This window comes from Paenibacillus azoreducens (assembly GCF_021654775.1).
In the GTDB taxonomy this organism is placed as follows: domain Bacteria; phylum Bacillota; class Bacilli; order Paenibacillales; family Paenibacillaceae; genus Paenibacillus_AQ; species Paenibacillus_AQ azoreducens.
Genome location: NZ_AP025343.1, coordinates 6,167,512 through 6,186,267 on the forward strand (window position 1 = coordinate 6,167,512; position 18,756 = coordinate 6,186,267).

At 47.4% G+C, this 18,756-nt stretch carries 19 protein-coding genes, 1 pseudogene and 1 other annotated feature; of the genes and pseudogenes, 5 read left to right on the plus strand and 15 right to left on the minus strand.

Annotated features, from left to right (window positions below; all coding sequences use genetic code 11):
- Nucleotides 1-27: 27 nt before the first annotated feature.
- A complete protein-coding gene (gene tyrS, locus L6442_RS27430; protein WP_212978981.1) occupies nucleotides 28-1,290 on the minus strand; it encodes a tyrosine--tRNA ligase in 1,263 nt (420 codons plus the stop codon).
- A gap of 70 nt (nucleotides 1,291-1,360) precedes the next feature.
- Nucleotides 1,361-1,583, minus strand: a binding site (T-box leader).
- Nucleotides 1,584-2,159: 576 nt separating this feature from the next.
- Between tyrS and L6442_RS27435 the strand changes: the two genes are divergently transcribed.
- Nucleotides 2,160-2,660 (plus strand): hypothetical protein, encoded by a 501-nt coding sequence (locus tag L6442_RS27435; protein WP_212978874.1) that lies wholly within the window; start codon nucleotides 2,160-2,162, stop codon nucleotides 2,658-2,660.
- A 36-nt stretch (nucleotides 2,661-2,696) separates the two neighbouring features.
- On the opposite strand, the gene L6442_RS27440 is transcribed toward L6442_RS27435, so the two are convergent.
- Complete coding sequence (locus L6442_RS27440; protein WP_194230562.1) at nucleotides 2,697-2,891, minus strand: YwbE family protein; 195 nt, start codon at nucleotides 2,889-2,891, stop codon at nucleotides 2,697-2,699.
- Nucleotides 2,892-3,017: 126 nt separating this feature from the next.
- On the opposite strand from L6442_RS27440, the gene L6442_RS27445 reads away from it, so the two are divergent.
- Complete coding sequence (locus L6442_RS27445; RefSeq protein ID WP_212978873.1) at nucleotides 3,018-3,245, plus strand: hypothetical protein; 228 nt, start codon at nucleotides 3,018-3,020, stop codon at nucleotides 3,243-3,245.
- Between the two features lie 61 nt (nucleotides 3,246-3,306).
- Here the strand turns inward: L6442_RS27445 and L6442_RS27450 are convergent, their stop codons facing one another.
- Nucleotides 3,307-3,597, minus strand: a complete 291-nt coding sequence (locus tag L6442_RS27450; RefSeq protein WP_212978872.1) for a hypothetical protein — start codon at nucleotides 3,595-3,597, stop codon at nucleotides 3,307-3,309.
- 651 nt (nucleotides 3,598-4,248) lie between these two features.
- On the opposite strand from L6442_RS27450, the pseudogene L6442_RS27455 reads away from it, so the two are divergent.
- Nucleotides 4,249-5,012, plus strand: a pseudogene (locus L6442_RS27455) (IS5 family transposase).
- A gap of 70 nt (nucleotides 5,013-5,082) precedes the next feature.
- Nucleotides 5,083-6,591: a M14 family metallopeptidase gene (locus tag L6442_RS27460; RefSeq protein WP_212978081.1), complete on the plus strand. Its 1,509-nt coding sequence runs from the start codon at nucleotides 5,083-5,085 to the stop codon at nucleotides 6,589-6,591.
- A gap of 160 nt (nucleotides 6,592-6,751) precedes the next feature.
- On the opposite strand, the gene groL is transcribed toward L6442_RS27460, so the two are convergent.
- The 7 genes from groL to L6442_RS27495 form a co-directional block, all read right to left on the minus strand.
- Nucleotides 6,752-8,380: a chaperonin GroEL gene (groL, locus tag L6442_RS27465; protein WP_212978082.1), complete on the minus strand. Its 1,629-nt coding sequence runs from the start codon at nucleotides 8,378-8,380 to the stop codon at nucleotides 6,752-6,754.
- Between the two features lie 58 nt (nucleotides 8,381-8,438).
- Complete coding sequence (gene groES, locus L6442_RS27470) at nucleotides 8,439-8,720, minus strand: co-chaperone GroES (RefSeq protein WP_212978083.1); 282 nt, start codon at nucleotides 8,718-8,720, stop codon at nucleotides 8,439-8,441.
- 361 nt (nucleotides 8,721-9,081) lie between these two features.
- A complete protein-coding gene (gene tatC, locus L6442_RS27475; protein ID WP_212978084.1) occupies nucleotides 9,082-9,855 on the minus strand; it encodes a twin-arginine translocase subunit TatC in 774 nt (257 codons plus the stop codon).
- Between the two features lie 90 nt (nucleotides 9,856-9,945).
- On the minus strand, nucleotides 9,946-10,215 hold the full coding sequence (locus L6442_RS27480) for a twin-arginine translocase TatA/TatE family subunit (protein WP_212978085.1): 270 nt from the start codon (nucleotides 10,213-10,215) through the stop codon (nucleotides 9,946-9,948).
- A 198-nt stretch (nucleotides 10,216-10,413) separates the two neighbouring features.
- Nucleotides 10,414-10,899 carry a MogA/MoaB family molybdenum cofactor biosynthesis protein gene (locus L6442_RS27485; RefSeq protein ID WP_194230571.1) on the minus strand — a complete coding sequence of 162 codons (486 nt, stop codon included), beginning with the start codon at nucleotides 10,897-10,899 and terminating at the stop codon, nucleotides 10,414-10,416.
- A gap of 132 nt (nucleotides 10,900-11,031) precedes the next feature.
- Nucleotides 11,032-11,505 (minus strand): cyclic pyranopterin monophosphate synthase MoaC, encoded by a 474-nt coding sequence (gene moaC, locus L6442_RS27490; RefSeq protein ID WP_194230572.1) that lies wholly within the window; start codon nucleotides 11,503-11,505, stop codon nucleotides 11,032-11,034.
- A complete protein-coding gene (locus L6442_RS27495; RefSeq protein ID WP_237100421.1) occupies nucleotides 11,486-12,130 on the minus strand; it encodes a 5-formyltetrahydrofolate cyclo-ligase in 645 nt (214 codons plus the stop codon). Before L6442_RS27495 ends, moaC begins: the two co-directional genes overlap by 20 nt.
- Before the next feature lie 312 nt (nucleotides 12,131-12,442).
- Here L6442_RS27495 and L6442_RS27500 point away from each other — a divergent pair, with 312 nt between their 5' ends.
- Complete coding sequence (locus L6442_RS27500; protein ID WP_212978087.1) at nucleotides 12,443-14,392, plus strand: ABC-F family ATP-binding cassette domain-containing protein; 1,950 nt, start codon at nucleotides 12,443-12,445, stop codon at nucleotides 14,390-14,392.
- Nucleotides 14,393-15,323: 931 nt separating this feature from the next.
- Here the strand turns inward: L6442_RS27500 and L6442_RS27505 are convergent.
- The 5 genes from L6442_RS27505 to tsaE all read right to left on the minus strand — a co-directional run bounded on the left by L6442_RS27505 (nucleotide 15,324) and on the right by tsaE (nucleotide 18,497).
- Nucleotides 15,324-15,482 carry a hypothetical protein gene (locus L6442_RS27505; protein ID WP_212978088.1) on the minus strand — a complete coding sequence of 53 codons (159 nt, stop codon included), beginning with the start codon at nucleotides 15,480-15,482 and terminating at the stop codon, nucleotides 15,324-15,326.
- A gap of 169 nt (nucleotides 15,483-15,651) precedes the next feature.
- Nucleotides 15,652-16,698, minus strand: coding sequence for a tRNA (adenosine(37)-N6)-threonylcarbamoyltransferase complex transferase subunit TsaD (gene tsaD / locus L6442_RS27510; RefSeq protein ID WP_212978089.1), 1,047 nt, complete (start codon nucleotides 16,696-16,698; stop codon nucleotides 15,652-15,654).
- A gap of 29 nt (nucleotides 16,699-16,727) precedes the next feature.
- Nucleotides 16,728-17,216 (minus strand): ribosomal protein S18-alanine N-acetyltransferase, encoded by a 489-nt coding sequence (gene rimI, locus L6442_RS27515; RefSeq protein ID WP_212978090.1) that lies wholly within the window; start codon nucleotides 17,214-17,216, stop codon nucleotides 16,728-16,730.
- 19 nt (nucleotides 17,217-17,235) lie between these two features.
- On the minus strand, nucleotides 17,236-18,006 hold the full coding sequence (gene tsaB, locus L6442_RS27520) for a tRNA (adenosine(37)-N6)-threonylcarbamoyltransferase complex dimerization subunit type 1 TsaB (protein ID WP_212978091.1): 771 nt from the start codon (nucleotides 18,004-18,006) through the stop codon (nucleotides 17,236-17,238).
- A complete protein-coding gene (gene tsaE, locus L6442_RS27525; RefSeq protein ID WP_237100103.1) occupies nucleotides 18,003-18,497 on the minus strand; it encodes a tRNA (adenosine(37)-N6)-threonylcarbamoyltransferase complex ATPase subunit type 1 TsaE in 495 nt (164 codons plus the stop codon). Before tsaE ends, tsaB begins: the two co-directional genes overlap by 4 nt.
- Between the last annotated feature and the right edge of the window lie 259 nt (nucleotides 18,498-18,756).

Sequence of the window (18,756 nt, forward strand, 5' to 3'; positions counted from 1 at the left end):
TTCTAAAAGAGAATAGCTGATAATCAGCTATTCTCCGAGTTTCACGAGGTTGTAATTCTTTTTGCCTTTACGAACGATGATAAAGCGGCCGTCGAAGGAGTTCTCGGTTGTTACGACCATATCCAGATCGGTTACCTTGTCTCCATTTAATGCAATGGCTCCATTGGTGATATCCTCACGCGCTTGACGCTTGGATGGTTCGATTCCCAAATCAACCAGCCAGTCCACGATGTTTTTGGATTCCTTGGAAGCTTGGAATGTAGGCATTTCTTTGAAGCCTTGTTCGATTTCGTCAGCTGTCAGCGCCTTGATATCGCCGCTAAACAACGCTTCGGTAATCTTCTTGGCTTGGGCCAGCGCTTCTTCGCCATGTACGAATTTCGTCATTTCTTCAGCAAGGACCCGCTGCGCTTCACGTTTATGAGGTTCGGTCTGGACCTTCACTTCGAGTGCGTCGATTTCTTCTTTCGTCAAGAACGTGAAGAATTTCAGGTATTTGATGACATCCCGGTCATCCTGGTTTGCCCAGAACTGGAAGAATTCGAAAGGAGTCGTCTTTTTCGGATCGAGCCAGATGGCGCCGCCTGCCGTTTTACCGAATTTGGTACCGTCAGCTTTCAGCATCAAAGGAATCGTCAAACCAAAGGCTTTCGCTTCTGAACCTTCTTTTTTACGAATCAAGTCCAGACCGGCTGTAATGTTGCCCCATTGATCGGCGCCGCCAATTTGCAATTGAACGTCTTCATGTTTGAACAAATGAAGGAAGTCGATCGACTGAAGAATCTGGTACGAGAACTCTGTAAAGGAAATACCCGAATCCAGACGGCTAGCTACAATATCTTTGGCAAGCATCGTATTGACGCTAAAGTTTTTACCGAAATCGCGAAGGAAATCCAAGATGGTCAGGTCCTTCGTCCAATCGTAGTTGTTCACCATGCGAAGACCTGTATCTCCTTCATTAAGAAACAGTTTCTTCATTTGTGCTGTCAGTGCATCCACATTCTTTTGCACTTGGTCCATGGTTTGCAGAGTACGTTCTGATGTACGTCCGCTTGGATCACCGATGGTGCCGGTTGCCCCGCCAATCAGGATTACCGGGCGATGTCCGGCCATCTGGAATCTTTTCAACATCATAAATGGAATCAAGTGGCCAATATGCATGCTGTCACCGGTTGGGTCAACTCCACAGTACAATGAAATCGACTTCTCGGAAGTAAGTTTACGTAGTCCTTCTGCATCTGTTTGTTGGTTAATCGCGCCGCGCCATTCGAGCTCGTCGATAATGTTCATCATTGTAGTTCATCTCCTCGGTGAATTTATGATTTAAAAACAAAAAAATCGTCTCCTTGTCTATTCTAGACATAGGGACGATTTATTAACCGTGTTACCACCCAAATTGCATTAACGGCGCTGCAGCCGCCATTAACACCACTCTCGGCAATGATATCGATTGCCAATCCGCTTAGCGTTACCTAAGATCCTCCAGAGTGTACTTCGCAATGTTTGTGTGTACCGGGTCTCATCAACCCCCGGCTTTCTGAAACAGTGACAAAATCGCTACTGCGCTCCTTCATTGTGCCATCCAATATTAGATTAATGCCATCATAGTGCGTATAAAATCCTTTGTCAACATTTAAAAAATAAATTATTTCATCGCCGTGTAACCTTCATATGATGAACAAAGGAGTTCGATTGCATACATTTCATTCGTTTTGCGGCATCATTGCCGCGAATCACGCTGTTGCAAATCCCACTGTGCAGCATTGAAATTAAAGTCTTAAAATTCAGTAAATATTCATCTTGCTTGGTGTTCCATAGTAATGTGTATTCAAGCTCCTTTTTATACATTTCATTAAACAAAAGAGTGTAAACACCATGAATCTTCTTGGATTTCCCTTGGCACAGCGAGCATCGGCGCGTTTCTTTTTTCAAAAACCCTTTCGTTCCCTCTACGCTTACAATTCTTCAAGGCAGCCTTGGCAGAAGTGAAAGAAAATTGGAATGCAGGAATGCGTACGCTTATACAAATGCACTTTAGTGCATGTTTATTATTCCGCTTTTAAAAGCTGCTATAACTTACAAATTCAAAAATAACCCCTTATTTTTCCATAAGCCTTTCTGTATACTTATATCAAAATAAGAATGGAGGATGCAATGAAATGTTGAAGAAAATGGCAGCAAGAACTGTGTTCATCAGCCTGTTTATTTTATTTGCGAGCGGCTGTTCAGAGTCTAACAGGACCGATCACATTGCCCAAAATGAAAAGCGGCCAGACTTAAAAGAACAACAAGTCTCATTCAATACATCGCTAAACAGCCAAAAAACAAACGTGATTTCTACCGATCTGGGTTCCATACTATACGGAAAAGACGATAATACGCTTCATATTCTCTTCAATTTAAATTTGCCGAGATGGGACAAAGTGAACATCACTTTGTCCAATAAACAATCGGAAATAGGTGCTTATCTTGGGAAGGGAAATATTTTATTGAGCTTAGGGGAAGTAAAAGATGAAACGACTTTAGTTCCTGTAAATCACGGACTGCGTGCTTGGGCACAGTTTCCGGTCCGGTTTCTAAACGATGGAAATCAGATGGTCATTAAAATGATCGACAGCGAAAGCAATGATGTTATTTTACAGGAAACGTTAGATTTCTAGGGGGAATTAATGAGAATCAGAACTGCGCTGGCGCAGTTAAAGAATGGCCTGTACACGCCCCACAGTACCGTCGGTAAGCCTTACCTTAATGCCTCGCGGATGATTGGGCGAATTCGTCAGCAGTTTCCCGACCACGCCCTGCGTACGTTTGCCTGTGCGCTGGTCTTCTTTCTTTACGATTTCTACGGTCATTCCCGGCTTGATATTCGCCCGGATCATATGTGGTTCCATACCCTTTCACGATCCTCTCTGTCTCTTATCAATCTGCATAGTATGTCCTTTCATCATAGCACAAATGCAAAACGAATTTTCGTTCAGGTATAATAGAAGCAAAACGAATTGTGGAGGCTTCATGGAATGGAAGAAGAACAAAAGCAACAGGCCCTACCGGCTGAAGATGAACAAGGCAATTTCAAGCTGCTCGACGTTGAGCGTATCCTTTCGATCACGTCAGAGATCGAAGGCGATGAAGACAGCGCCGCGATTTTCCATTACGAGGACGGTAAAACGTATAAATACGTTCACAGCGAAAAAGCCATGAAGCAGTTCGGTGAATGGATTCAAAAAGGAAACAAACAGATTTAAACTTGGGACATATCAAGGCTGCCATTGGGCAGCCTTTTTACCTTTTATTTAGCAGACGGGATCATGCTCTAACCAACTCCACGCGCCCAGCGTTACTATATAAAACAGGATTATTATGAGATATGGAAATTTCGCAATAGTCACCAGTATAGTCATAAATAAGTTCCTCCCCTAAGGGACTTTCTGCTACCTCATAACCTTCAGGTAAAACATATTCAACGCCCTCGTCACAATCTACAAAATCATAATGACAATACCACATAGAGAAACCGCGTTTTACCTTCCAACCACTATCCGCCTGTAAATTTTCCCATTTATAAAGCTTGACGGTTTTCGTATTATCCCCCTCCAATTTGAGTTACCGCATTTCTAATATAAATATACGATAAGCATTACGAAGACCTCGCTTGAGGACTGAGTCTCCTTGCCTAATACGATGAATAGAGGCTTTTCAAAAGTTCGCTGAACTCTTATGAGAAGCCTCTAATTATCCAACCTTATGTAGGGAAAATGTGGGGAAATGGCTTTCCCCACATTCAATAACCCTTATAAATCAAGGCTTCGCAGCCCGTATTACATCATGCCGCCCATATATCATTCCGTTTCGTGAGCTTTCACAATAATTCGGTTTCTCATTAATATAAGGTTTTTTAATGTTTCAGTCATTACTAAATACCGTTTGGATTCGTACATCACCAGTTTCCCGCATAATTGGATATTTGTCTCCATACAACTTTAGCACAGTTTCTTTGCTGTCTCCACTCTTTAATCCTCTTTTCAAAACCAATTATAGACCCTTGACTTACCCCCAAATAATTGAAATCAATGAAAACAACATCCAATTCTAGTAAATTAGGCTCATATTAATTTCGATAAATCTGGTAAATTAGACTTATATCGATTCCAGTAAATGGATTGACTTAATAGGTACATTATCTTATACTCGCAACTAGAGTGTGTCTTCAAACTATAAATCCACCCCAAAACATGGTAAACTTGCCATATGAAAAGACGATATGAAATACGTGATGATCAATGGGAAAAAATTAAAGATTTACTGCCGCCAGAACGAAAACCTCAAGGTGGACGCATTGCGAAAGATAATCGCATGATGCTGAACGCCATGCTTTGGGTTGCAAGGTCTGGAGCGCCTTGGCGGGATTTACCCGAGCATTATGGCTCATGGAAAACGGTGTATACTCGTTTTCGACGCTGGCAGATGGCCGGCATATGGGATGAAATTCTAAAGCATGTTTCCGTATCTCCCGATTTTGAAAATATCATGATCGATGCTACCATCGTTCGCGTCCATCAGCATGGAGCGGGCGCAAAAGGGGGCAGCAATTTCAAGCCATCGGACGCTCCAGAGGCGGAATAACAACCAAAATTCATGCTATCGTAGATGCACTTGGAAATCCGTTACGATTTGAACTGACTGCTGGCAATAGCCATGACTGTGTCAAGGGCTATGAAATGCTTCAAGCCATGGATCTCACCGGTAAAACTGTGATTGCCGATCGAGGTTACGACATGAACAATATTTTGGAATTGATTGAGAAACAGCACGCTTTTGCTGTCATCCCAAGTCGGAAACATCGCAAAGCCCAGCGAAAATGCGACTGGTGGCTCTATAAAGAACGCCACCTGGTGGAATGTTTATTCAACAAGCTCAAACATTATCGTAGGTTGGCTACTCGCTATGATAAGCTGACCTGTACTTTTGCGGCCTTTCTATCATTGGCCTCTATTTTGTTATGGTTAAATTAGGTTTGAAGACACACTCTAGTCACTAGAAAGACTCTTTACTTAATAACAGATGAATGCGAGGTACGAAATATTGATTAAGTCACCAGTTCCAAAGACTACTCCAATGAAAAGAGTTCTATTTGTCCTATGTTTGTTTCTAGTAGCCTCTTTTTTTGCAGTCCCACAATCCGCTAAGGCATCTACATCTATCGTAAATCCTAACCAAATCTATTCTTATTCAATCATGCAGAAAGACATTAAGAGACTCACAGATGCCTATCCTGATCTAATATCTTATGAAACAATAGGTAAGACGAAATATGGCCGGGAGTTATGGGCTATCAAATTAGGCCGGGGTGAATCCGTACTATTTCTTAATGGATCACATCACGCCAGAGAATGGATAACTACGTCTCTTTTAATGAAAATGATTGATACATATGCTGCTAGCTATTATGACAATACAAATATCTCGAAATATAACGTACGCGAATTACTAGATCACGTAAGCATTTGGTTTGTTCCTATGGTTAATCCGGATGGTGTAACCCTATCACAGCAAGGAACTGCAGGTCTACCAGCAAATCTGGCGAAAAGCTTAAAACAATACAATGACAATAGCACTAACTTTAATCGCTGGAAAGCCAATATGCAGGGAATCGATCTGAATCGCCAATACCCGGCCAAATGGAACACTATTAGAAATGCCCAAGCGTATCCTTGGCATCAAAATTATAAAGGTACTCGGGCGGCTCAAGCTCCAGAAGTACAAAGTATGATGGACTTTACATACAAGATCGATCCTGAACTTACGATTTCTTATCATAGCTCGGGACAGATACTGTTCTGGCACTTCAACACGCTTAGTGAAAACCTATCTAGAGATAAAGCTATAGCTGCGGAGCTAAGCAAGCTTACAGGATATTCTCTTGTTAAACCTGAGAAAAATCCTTCTGGCGGAGGCTATAAAGACTGGTTCATCCAAGAATTTGGCCGCCCTGGCTTTACCATCGAGGTGGCAGAATACGCCGGAGAACGAAGCGTGCCATTAAGTGCTTTTAATGGAATTTGGTCCAGAAATAAATTGGTTCCGTTATTTACAGCGCAAAAATCTTATAATCTTTGGCTGGAAAAACAAAAGGTTCAATATCTCCAGCAGTCTATGAGTCTATTAGCAGAAACCAAATTGTATAGCAAAATTGGAGCTGCAGACAGTATTTCCAAACTGAACCCACAACAGGTTGAAGTTACAGCTCAGAAGGGCGACTGGTATCAGGTGGTTAGCAACCAGGGGACTGGCTGGATCCAATCGTCACCAGGAAAGCTGGCCGTTGTTGAGAATATTGATGCAACCGCCGATCTTAAGAATAACGCTTATGCCTATAAATATCCGGATGCTTTTTCCCCTAAGGTATCCACTCTGAGTCCACAAACCGTTCAGGTAATTGGACGTTGGTCCGACTGGTTCCTTATCTCTACTGACAATGGCAACTGGTGGATTGACGGTCGCCACATAGAGCTAAATTCGACTTCTGAGGAAATCGCTCCTGCAGCAGTAGGGAAGCTGCCTGATACTGAGGTCCAAATAACTACTCATTAAAAACAAAAGCTATAGAAACATCCATTTGATATTTCATTTTATAACAAAGAAGCCCCTCATCAGTTCCCGATGAACTGGTGAGGGGCTTCTATTTATAGCGAGCATATTGCATGCTTAGTTAGACAAACACTCATATGTCAAAGGGTCTCTACTCCCTTTATTACATCATGCCGCCCATACCGCCCATGCCGCCCATGTCAGGCATAGCTGGTTTTTCCGGTTCTGGTTTGTCGGCGATTACGGCTTCGGTAGTCAGGAACATAGCCGCTACGGAAGCAGCGTTTTGCAGGGCAGAACGCGTAACTTTCGCAGGGTCAACGATTCCGGCTTCGAACATGTTAACCCACTCGTCAGTCGCAGCGTTGTAACCTACGCCAACGGTTTCTTTTTTCAGACGTTCCACGATAACGGAACCTTCTTGGCCAGCATTAGCTGCAATCGTGCGGATTGGCTCTTCAAGAGCGCGCAGAACAATGTTCACGCCTGTTTTTTCGTCGCCTTGAACGTCAACAGCAGCAACGGCATTGTATACGTTCACGAGGGCAGTACCGCCACCGGAAACGATACCTTCTTCAACCGCAGCGCGGGTTGCGTTCAGGGCGTCTTCGATGCGCAGTTTGCGCTCTTTGAGTTCGGTTTCGGTTGCAGCGCCGACTTTGATAACCGCTACGCCGCCAGCCAGTTTAGCCAGACGTTCTTGCAGTTTTTCTTTGTCGAACTCGGAAGTTGTTTCTTCCAGCTGCGCACGGATTTGGTTTACGCGAGCGGTGATGTCGGCTTTGTCGCCGCTTCCGTCCACGATTGTCGTATTTTCTTTGGTTACGCGAACTTGACGCGCGTTGCCCAATTGCTCGATGGTTGCGCTCTTCAGATCCAGACCGAGTTTCTCGGTGATCACTTGGCCGCCAGTCAGGGCAGCGATATCCTGCAGCATCGCTTCGCGGCGGTCGCCAAAGCCAGGAGCTTTCACGGCAACAGCGTTGAAGGTACCACGCAGTTTGTTTACAACCAGCATCGCTTGAGCTTCGCCTTCGATATCTTCAGCGATGATTACAAGCGGTCTAGCTTGTTGAACGATTTTTTCAAGCAATGGCAGAATTTCTTGCGTAGAGGAGATCTTTTTGTCCGTGATCAGGATATATGGATTGTCCAGAACGGCTTCCATTTTATCTGTATCAGTGATCATGTAAGGAGATACATAACCACGGTCGAATTGCATGCCTTCTACGACTTCCATCTCAGTGTTGAATCCTTTGGATTCTTCGACTGTGATAACACCATCGTTGCCGACTTTTTCCATCGCTTCAGCGATCAGTTGGCCTACTTCTTCGTCAGCAGCGGAGATCGCAGCGACTTGAGCGATTTTTTGGTTTTCGTTAACTGGAGTTGCGATGTTTTTCAGTTCAGCAACAGCTGCTTTAACCGCTTTGTCGATCCCTTTGCGAACGACCATAGGGTTAGCGCCTGCAGTTACGTTTTTCAGACCTTCGCGGATCATGGCTTGAGCCAGAACCGTAGCAGTCGTGGTACCGTCACCGGCAACGTCGTTTGTTTTGGTAGCTACTTCTTTAACGAGCTGAGCGCCCATGTTTTCAAAAGCGTCTTCCAGTTCGATTTCTTTAGCGATCGTTACGCCGTCATTGGTAATGAGCGGGCTTCCGAATTTTTTCTCGAGCACGACGTTGCGGCCTTTAGGTCCGAGCGTCACTTTTACGGCATTAGCCAAAGCGTCTACACCACGCAGCATGGAGCGGCGTGCGTCTTCACTGAAACGGATATCTTTTGCCATGTTGATAAAAACCTCCCATAAATTAATAGTCTCATTCTGTAATTCTTATGTTCAGGCCTTAGCCTACGATTGCATGAATGTCGCTTTCTTTCATAATCAAATATTCTTTACCTTCATATTTGATTTCTGTTCCGGCATATTTGGAGAACAAGACGCGGTCGCCTTCTTTCACTTCCAAAGGAACGCGAACTCCGTCTTTCACGGCTCCGGCGCCGACTGCAACAATTTTACCTTCTTGCGGCTTCTCTTTCGCGGAGTCCGGAAGGACAATCCCGAATGAAGTCGTTTCCTCTTGTGCGATCGGTTCTACCAATACGCGGTCACCTAAAGGTTTGATCATGAAAAATAGCCTCCTTGTTAATATGTTGTGTTTCTGTAACGGCGTTGTTGTCGTTATGTGTTAGCACTCGACACCTTCTAGTGCTAACAACCACTTTTATGATACTCAACTTGAGAACAGATTTCAAGTCCTCTTGATGGTTTTTTCAAAGAAACCTGTACTTTTTCATGGACATCCCATCAAGACGTATTCCCCCAGGTCCGTAAGGCTATTCTCGTCATCCCTTTTCAATATTGGGTTGGGAGTCATCATGATATACGCAAGGGCTGTCTGCCGACAAAAAAAGAACGTCTCTCCCATCGGAGAAAAAACGTTCTTTTCATAAGAATGACGTCAATCATCCTCGCTTCTTATTCAACTGTTATTCCACTTCCGCAGGAAACTTGTATCTCTCTTCGGCAGCCTCGTCAGCCGCGAGCTGTTTCCGGTACACCAACGAGGACAAAAATACGCTGAACTCATAGAGAAGCAGAAGCGGAATCGCCACCAGAAAATCCGAAATGAAATCCGGAGGCGTAATGACCACCCCAATGAATATCAGCACGAAGTAGGACACTTTCCGCATTTTCCGCAGCCTGCGCGGATTCAATATTCTCAGCTTGGTTAAAAACATGACGATGAGCGGCAGCTCGAAGAGCAGCGCGATCGGCACGACCAGCGTAAACATGAAATTAAAATATTGCGAAATACCGTATGTTTCGGTCAAACCCATGTTTTTCGTGATGGTCGTCGTAAAACCTAGAGCCATCGGGAACACCACATAATATCCAAAAGCAATGCCAAGCAAAAATAAAACAAAGACATAAGGAACGTAACGAAGTGCCGCTTTTCGCTCAATTTCCCGGAGTCCGGGACTTACGAAAGCCCACAGCTGGTATGCCGTAAACGGGATGGTCAATACCAACGCGACAACCATGGCGATTTTCATGTACATGCCGATGCCATCCCAGAATGCGAATGCATGAAGCTGGAAGTCTTTGGCCAAGTCCACGCTGATCAGATACTTATAAATGGGGTTTCCGCAGATGAGACCGATGACCAGGCCCAGCACAAGAACGACCAGAATGTAAATAATGCGCTTGCGCAGCTCCCCGAGATGCTCGACAATCGACATTTCTACCTGTTTATCAGACATACATCCTGTCACCATCCTATCTTTCCTGCTCTCGAAGACAAAACAAAATCCCTCCCCGCACGGAAGGGATTCCCAAGCCCAAAACAGGGACTATTCTGGAAGACGCTTGCTCTCCGCAGTATTTTGTGACGCTGCAGGGGCTGCGGTTTGCGGTTCATTAGCGGCAGCCAGCGTTTGGGTTGGCTCTTTTTTGCGGGAAGCCTCATCATCTTCGCCAATGATCTCGCGTGCTCCGTCCTTGAATTCGCGGAAGGTCCGTCCGACGGCACGTCCAAGCTCAGGCAGCTTGTTCGGCCCGAATAACAGCAAGGCTAAAATCACCAGCAAAATAATTCCCGGTACGCCAATACCGTTCAGCATTTCAAATTCTCCTCTCTGTACTTTACTCTTAAACAAAAAGCAGATCTATCCGCTCTCCGATATGGAGGAAAGAGAATCATGAATTGTATTTTAATACTCACATTTTGGACAAAATTCTGCCACAAACACATCATACCATAACTCAAATCACAACAATATCAAATAAGTGTGACAATTTTGGAAATAGAGCGTAAACTTTTACTGCCGGAACTGTCCCGTGACCATCAGAAGCGCCTCGGGAAGCTGGTCCATAATGGCAGCCAAATTCTCATGCACGCCTTTGGGCGTTCCCGGCAAATTCACGATCAGCGTCCTTCCGCGAATGCCGCAGATACCTCTAAACAACATGGCCCCGCGGTTCTTTTGCATCACGGTCGCTCTCATCGCTTCAGCCATGCCAGGCACTTCTCGTTCGATAACCCGTCTTGTCGCCTCTGGGGTAACATCGCGGATCGCCAGTTCCGTCCCGCCTGTCGTCAGCACCAAATCCGCCTGGAAATAATCCGTAAGCTCAATCAGCGATGCGATAATTTCATCCTGTTCGTCGGGTACAATCCGGTATTCCACAATCTCCCCGCCGAGTTCCTCCTCCACCAGCTCCCGGATGACCTGGGCGCTTGTATCTTCACGTTCACCTCTTGATCCTTTGTCGCTTGCCGTCAAGATGGCTGTTTTCCACACCATAAGATCACCCCACCTCCTGCGCATCTTTTATATTCAATAAATATATATCCTATGATTCAAACCGTTTGTATTCAGTCGAAGTTTGCGGTTCAGTCCGAAATTTTGCTTCTGTAAAGTCAGGATGTGTTTATCCTAGGACTCGCGCCGGTAATCGCCGCTTTTCCCTCCGGTTTTGGATTTCAGCAGCGTCGGTCCGATCACCATGTCCTTTTGCAGCGCCTTGCACATGTCATAAACGGTCAAAGCGGCTGCGGAAACGGCTGTCAAAGCCTCCATTTCGACCCCGGTCTTGCCGGTCGTCTTTACGGTTCCTTCTATATAAAGTTCATCATTGCCGTTATCCGAAAAATGAATGTCGATTCCCGTCAGCGGGAGCGGATGGCACATCGGAATCCAGTCAGATGTTTTTTTGGCGGCCATCACGCCGGCCACCGAAGCGACGGCAAGCACATCTCCTTTGCCTATCTTGCCTTCCTTGATACGGGAAAGCGTTGCCGGAGCCATCCTGACCAACGTCTGCGCAACCGCTGTCCGGGATGTGACCTCTTTATCCGAGACGTCCACCATTTTGGCTCTGCCTTGTTCATTAAAATGCGTCAGTTCCATCGCCAGCCTCCTTGTTCGTTTCATCAATGCCATGCTCGGTAATCAGAGCCTCAAGGCGTGCATCCGTCATTTCCACGGGAACCTGCCCGGTAACCTGAATCCCAAAGCCGATGCCGGCCCATTTCGGAAGTTTTCCTCCGCCAAAGGCTGCAAAACGCGCATGCAGTCTGTCATAGTAGCCGCCGCCGTACCCCAGTCTGCCGCCATTCCTGTCATAAGCCAGTCCGGGCGTTATAACCGCCTCCGGCATAAAATGTTCCGGCGCAGCCGGCAAACGTAGGGGATCAGGCTCCGGAATACCGTATGAGCTTACACTCAGCTCATCCCAGCCTTGCAGCCGATGGAGCGTCAAAAAGCGTTTCGCGAGCTGGCAGCGGGGTACATACACGTCGATTCCAAGCTGCCACGCCTTTTCAATAAGCGGTTTCGTATCCAATTCGCTGCGGAAAGGCACGTAAATAAGAAAGCTCCGGATATTCTCCTGCTGCAGCCAGCGGACTGCCTGAGTGCAAGCGCGATCGGATGCTTCCTTATGCTGATCCGCCGGAATTTCGCTGCGAAGCTTGGACATCCGGGCGCGCAGCAAAGCCTTCATTTCCTTTATATTGCCGTATTCACCGTTCATATCGTTCAAAACGCTGACCTTCCTTATAAAAATGTAATTGTTGGGATGACGCCTTACATTTTCGAAAAATTTCATTTCATTTCAATTTTGGGGCCACATATAGATCATTAGTACTACTCACGCTCTACATCTGGCACTTGTTCAGCCGCTTTTATGAACCTCCGTCGCTTGCAGATTCATTTTGCTCTTAGTTTACCACTGTTGCTTCCTTTTCGCCAAGATTGATTCAAAGTCCTGCCCCCAAGTCGCGATTTTCTAGTATTTCATGTAAACTGTAGTTATGAAGACAATAAGACGGAGGTTAAACAGCTCATGCTGCTTCAAGCAAGTGGAATCAGAAAATTATTTGGCGTCCAGCCCGTGCTTGACGGAATCAATATCCAGATTCAGGAGAGGGATCGCGTAGGGCTGGTCGGAGTCAACGGCGCAGGCAAATCAACCCTGCTTCAGATTCTTGCCGGTGAGATCTCTTATGACGGCGGGCAAATTTTTAAAGCCAAGGAAACCACGATCGGTTATCTTGCCCAGAACAGCGGACTTCAATCCGACTGCACGATTTGGGAAGAAATGATGAACGTGTTCGCTCCATTAATAGAAACGGAAAAAGAGCTGCGTCTGCTGGAGCAGCAAATCGCGGACCCTGCCCAAATGGACAATCCGAAAAAATATCAGGAACTGCTCGACCGCTATGCCAGCCGCTCCGATTGGTTCAAGGATCATGGCGGCTACGAAATGGACACGCGCATCCGCAGCGTGCTGCACGGCATGGGTTTCGGCAGCTTTGCGCCGGACACTTCCATCTCAACCCTTAGCGGCGGCCAGAAAACGCGTTTGGCTCTGGCGCGGATTTTGCTGCAAGCACCCGATCTCCTGATACTGGACGAACCGACCAACCATTTGGATATCGCCACGTTGACATGGCTGGAGGATTACTTGCGCTCTTACTCGGGAGCTCTGCTGGTCGTATCCCATGACCGTTACTTCCTGGACCGCCTCGTCACTTCCATCGTGGAAATCGAGCGTCACCAATCGAAGCGTTATACCGGCAATTACAGCCGTTACATCGATTTGAAGGCGGCGGAATACGAATCGGCGATGAAGCAATACGAGAAACAGCAGGATGAAATCGCCCGCATGGAGGTATTTATCCAAAAAAATATCGTCCGGTCTTCCACCACCAAAAGGGCTCAGAGCCGCCGCAAGGCGCTCGAAAAAATGGAACGTCTCGACAAGCCGATGGGCGATCTGAAAAAAGCCAGCTTTGCGTTTAATGTTGAATATATGTCCGGCAAAGATGTGCTTCAGGTCAGGGATTTGGCCGTTTCCTTTTCCCCCGCGGATAAGCTGTTTAAAGATGTGTCATTCGACCTGCACCGCGGGGAAACCGTCGCGCTCATCGGTCCGAACGGGATCGGGAAATCGACCCTGCTCAAATGTCTAATCGGAAGTTTCCGTCAGGAAACAGGCACCTTCCAATGGGGAACCAAAGTCAAGCTGGGCTATTACGATCAGGAACAGACCAACCTGAATCCAGCGAATACGGTCCTGGAGGAGCTGTGGAGCGAATATCCGCATATGGAGGAAGCCCGCATCCGAACCGTGCTTGGCAATTTCCTGTTCAGCGGCGAAGATGTCCTGAAAAAAGTCGCTGCGCTCAGCGGCGGTGAAAAGGCGCGGGTGGCTTTGGCCAAACTGATGCTGCTCGAAGCTAATATGCTGATCCTCGACGAACCGACCAACCATCTGGACTTGTTCAGCAAAGAGGTGCTGGAATCGGCACTGATGGATTACGAGGGAACGCTTCTTTTCATTTCCCATGACCGCTACTTTTTAAATAAAATGGCCGAAAGAATCATTGAGCTTCATCCGCAAGGCGTGGAGCATTATCTGGGGAATTATGACGATTATATCGATAAAAAGCAGGAAATGGAAGAATTGTCCCAGGAGGCGCTTGAAGCATCGGAAGGCCGGACAAACAAACAGGAGCCTGCTGCCGAACCCCTTGATAAAACCGGAGTTAATTCTTTTGAAGCCGACAAGCAGGCCAAACGCGAGGAGCGTGCCCGGCAGCGCAGAATCGCCGCGCTGGAGGAGCGGATTCACGAGTTGGAATCGGCGATTTCCGGATTAGAAGCGGAGATGGCCAAGCCTGAGGTCTATCAAGATTATATTGCTCTGCAACAACATCAGCAGGATCAGGAGGCCAAGAAAAAGGAACTGGATGAAGCCTTTGCCGAGTGGGAACTGCTTGCCGGCGAATAATCCGGCTTAGGGCATAAGCGTTTAGGACTTTGAGATCAGCAAGGCGCGATCAAGAAAAGATGCTCAAATTATCAAGAAACAGCGCCAATGTTACGCTATTTGCAGACAATCTAAATGGTCTATTATTTTCTTGATCGCGGCAAAAAGAAATTTGTCAAATTCACAGAAATTTTTTATTTTCCGAATAAGAAGTTTATGCACATGCTTATCCACATAAAAAGTGCATAACCAGATCAAAAAAATGGCCCCCGGGGCCATTTTTTACTGATTAAATGAGTATTTCAGCTCAATATCCACTATTATCCACTAAAATATCCACATTATCCACAGTTTCTGCTTTGTGAAAATAAAAACAGATTTCAGATTTTCATAGTCCTTATAAACCAGCGTTTTTCGCGTTAATCTTCACTTTGTACACAAATTTGCTCGAATATGTGGATAACCTTGTCCACAACTTGACAAAAAGATTGTCGACTGCTGATGAAAGCGCCCGGAAAATGCATCACTCTGCTCAAGCGTCACGTTTCATACAGCTTGTCGATTCGCAATACCCGGCGCCTAAAGGGCCAGTTAATCCATGAGGTTTCTAACGAAACTGGAGATCGCTATTCGGCCATAATGAGGTTGCTGAACCTTTTAACGAAACTTGAGATCGCTATTTAGTCAAAATGACAGCGATCCGGCCATATTTTGGCCGAATAACAATATGTAGTTTCGTTACAATTAAATCAAACGCGATTTTGCAGTAATAACGCTCCTCAGTTTCGTTAGCAATCAATTTGCTCACGAGAACTACAACATGATCTGCGGGATACGTTCGCAGTCGACGACACGCACCATTAGCTGTGCGCCATCGTGTCGAAACGTCAAACATTCATCCGGCAAATTTTTATGCTTATTCACTAAAGACTTTCATCTTTCCCGCCTACTGCTACTGCCGGCTTCTGCTTCTGCTTCCTGCTGCTTCTGCTGGCTTCTGCTTCTGCCACTGCTTCTGCCACTGCTTCTGCTGCCTACTGCTACTACCGGCTTCTGCTTCCTGCTGCTTCTGCTTCTGCTGCTTCTGCTGGCTATTACGGCTTCTGCCCACTGCTTCTGCCGGCTACTGCCGCCTACTGCTGTCTGCAGCTTGGGGCATCTTTTGCGCTCTGCATAATGCCAAACCGGCATCCAGAACAAAAAAGCCCGCCATCTCTTGGATCATCAAGAGACAGCGGGCTAGCACGCAGTGCCACTCAAGCGCCCAAGCCTAAGCTGGTTTATTCCTGAACCGACCAGTCCTCCAGCGAAAATTGCGGCATGGCCTGCATGTCCAGAGCGGTGAACTTCCGCTCCTTCCATTTGAGATATGCCGCCGCGCCGATCATGGCCGCGTTATCTGTACAATATTCAAACGGCGGAATGATAAGCTTGATGCCTTGTTCCTTGCATTGCCGTTCCAGTTCCCTGCGCAAGCCGCGGTTAGCGGCAACGCCGCCGCAGAGGAGGAGCTGCTTCGCATGGAAGGCGTTGACCGCCCGGATCGCTTTGGCGACCAGCACTTCCACGACTGATTCCTGGAATCCCCGCGCAATGGCTCCTTCCCCCACGGGCTCACCACGCATTTTACGCTGGTTCACGACATTGAGTACCGCGGACTTCAGACCGCTAAAGCTGAAATCATACGAATCCGGCTCCAGCCATACGCGCGGCAGCTCCACCGCTTCTTCCGCCTCCAAAGCAAGCCGATCCACATGCGGACCTCCCGGGTAAGGGAAACCAATGGCCCGCGCGACTTTATCGTAAGCCTCGCCTACGGCATCATCGCGTGTCCGTCCGATGACCTCGAAGCTGCCTTCAGACTTCATGTATACAAGTTCGGTATGCCCTCCGGAAACAACCAAAGCCATGCACGGATATTCCAATTCGGCAACAAGCCGGTTGGCGTAAATGTGCCCGGCAATATGATGGGTGCCGATCAGCGGTTTGTTGAGCGCCATCGCCAGACTGGTCGCGGCAACCACGCCGACGAGCAAAGCTCCGACCAGTCCCGGACCTTGCGTGACGGCAACAGCCGAAAGATCTTGAAGGCTGATACCCGCCTTGTTCACGGCTTCTTCCAGCATCAGCGTAATATTCTCGACGTGTTTGCGTGAAGCGACCTCCGGCACGACGCCGCCAAAGGCTTTATGGGTTTCAACCTGACTGGCGATGAGGTTGCTGAGCACCTCTTTCCCGTCCTTTACGACGGCGACGGAAGTTTCGTCACAGCTTGTCTCCACCGCCAGAATATAGCAGGATTCATATTCTTTGTGAAATACATTCATTATTATGCTTCGCTTCCTTCCCTACTTCCCTACGCGCTGCCGCGTTCGGGCAGATCCGCCCACATGATCAGGGCATCCTCCTGATTATCCGAATAATAACCTTTGCGGAGCCCGGCAGGTTTAAAACCCAGTTTCCGATACAAATTCTGCGCTACTTCATTGGATACCCTGACCTCCAGCGTTATCCGCTGCATGCCCCGCTGCGATGCAGTTCTCATGAGCTCCCGCAGAAGGCGCTCGCCCCATCTTCTGCCCCGATATGCTCTCAAAACAGCGATGTTGGTAACATGCGCTTCGTCAATCACCGTCCACATTCCCGCGTATCCTATCGGCTGCCCCAAATACTGCATGACCATATAACATGCAAAATGGTTTTGGGTCAATTCATTCCGGAACGCTTCCTCCGTCCATGGCAGCGTAAAGGATTCATGTTCGATGACCATCACATCCGGGATATCTTCCAGCGCCATCTGCCGGAAAGTCAAACCTTCATAATTCGGATATTGCTCCTGCTCCATGACTTATGACAGACTCCCTTCACAGCTTCCGCAAGAGCTTCTCAGCTTCTGCCAGCTGTGTATAATTCGGCACCAGACGGTGCACATCATCCGTTTCCCCATCCAGCAGGCTTTTTGCACCCAGCCTGCCAACCGGTTCTCCTTCCATATCGCATACCGCGATATGAAGCCGTTCACCCAGCAGAGAACGCAGTTGTTCAATCGTATTGTCATGATTGCTTTTGTCTCCGATAAACCAGATCTCTTCCGGCCGTTCATCGGCCGGCGTCTCCATCCATAACCGCCCAATTTCTTCTACCCATGGATCCATCAGGCGGATGGCATCCTCTTTTCGGCGCATCGGCATAGCGGCGCCGGTAGCCTGGAACAGCGCAGTATACGCTTGACCTCTGCGGGCATCCATAAACGGAATGATCCACTTTGCTCCGGAACCGCTGTCCGCAGCGGTTAAAGTTCCGCTCCAGGCGAATGCCTGCAAACTCGAAACGCCCGCAACCGGGATGTTCCATGTCCAAGCCAGAGTTTTGGCTGCCGTCACGGCAATGCGGGTTCCCGTATAAGATCCGGGGCCGATGCCCACGGCGATCCCGCTGACCTCGGAAGGAGCAACCCCTGCCTCCGCAAGTCCCTTTTGTACCAAGGGCAGCAAATGGACCGCATGATTGCGTTCTCCCGCGGCTTTTATCGTATGCAGCACCTTATCATTTTCCATAACCGCCAAAGCCAGGCATGCAGTGGACGTATCAAACGCCAAAAACCGCTTCAGCGGCTGTGATTGTGGTTGATTCATTCTGTGAAGACCCCATTCTGTTTCAGACTTCTGCACCATTCCTCATAAGGCTGGCCGTAACCCCGCACCGTAATTCTCCGCTCGGTTTCGCCGGTCGTTTCAAGATATAAATGCAGATGCGGTTCAGGCAGCAATTCTTCAACGATTTGCGACCATTCCACGAGGCTGACCCCGCTGCCGTAAAAATATTCATCAAGCCCCAGATCCTCGGCTTCTTCAAGCGACACCCGGTACACGTCCATATGATAAAAAGGCAGCCGCCCTTCATATTCCTTAATGATGGTAAACGTCGGGCTGTTTACGACCCCTTTAACCCCCAGGTGTTTGGCAAACGCTTGCGAAAACGCCGTTTTCCCTGCGCCCAAATCCCCATCCAGGCCGATGACCGCGCCGGGGAACGCCGCCCGGGCAAGCCATGCCGCCAAAGCTCCGGTATCTTCCGGGCTATGAGAGATATACACAAACGGTTCCCCGTTTTGAATTTGTTCCAATGCCGTGACCCACCTTCAGCTTCAATTCCTTACAATAACTTGTCCTTAATTATATCGGTACGCCCCCTCTCCCGCAAGGATGCAGGAGGTAATATCCGCTCCGTTCATCCGGCCGCCCACTACAAAACCCCCATATATTCGTTAGGCAAATACCAAAAGGCGCTATTTTTCTACATAATCCAACTTTTTGGCTTTTCATTGTTATAATTAATGTAGATCATATCCGACATTTTCCATTGGGGGTAAGCATTTTGTTTTT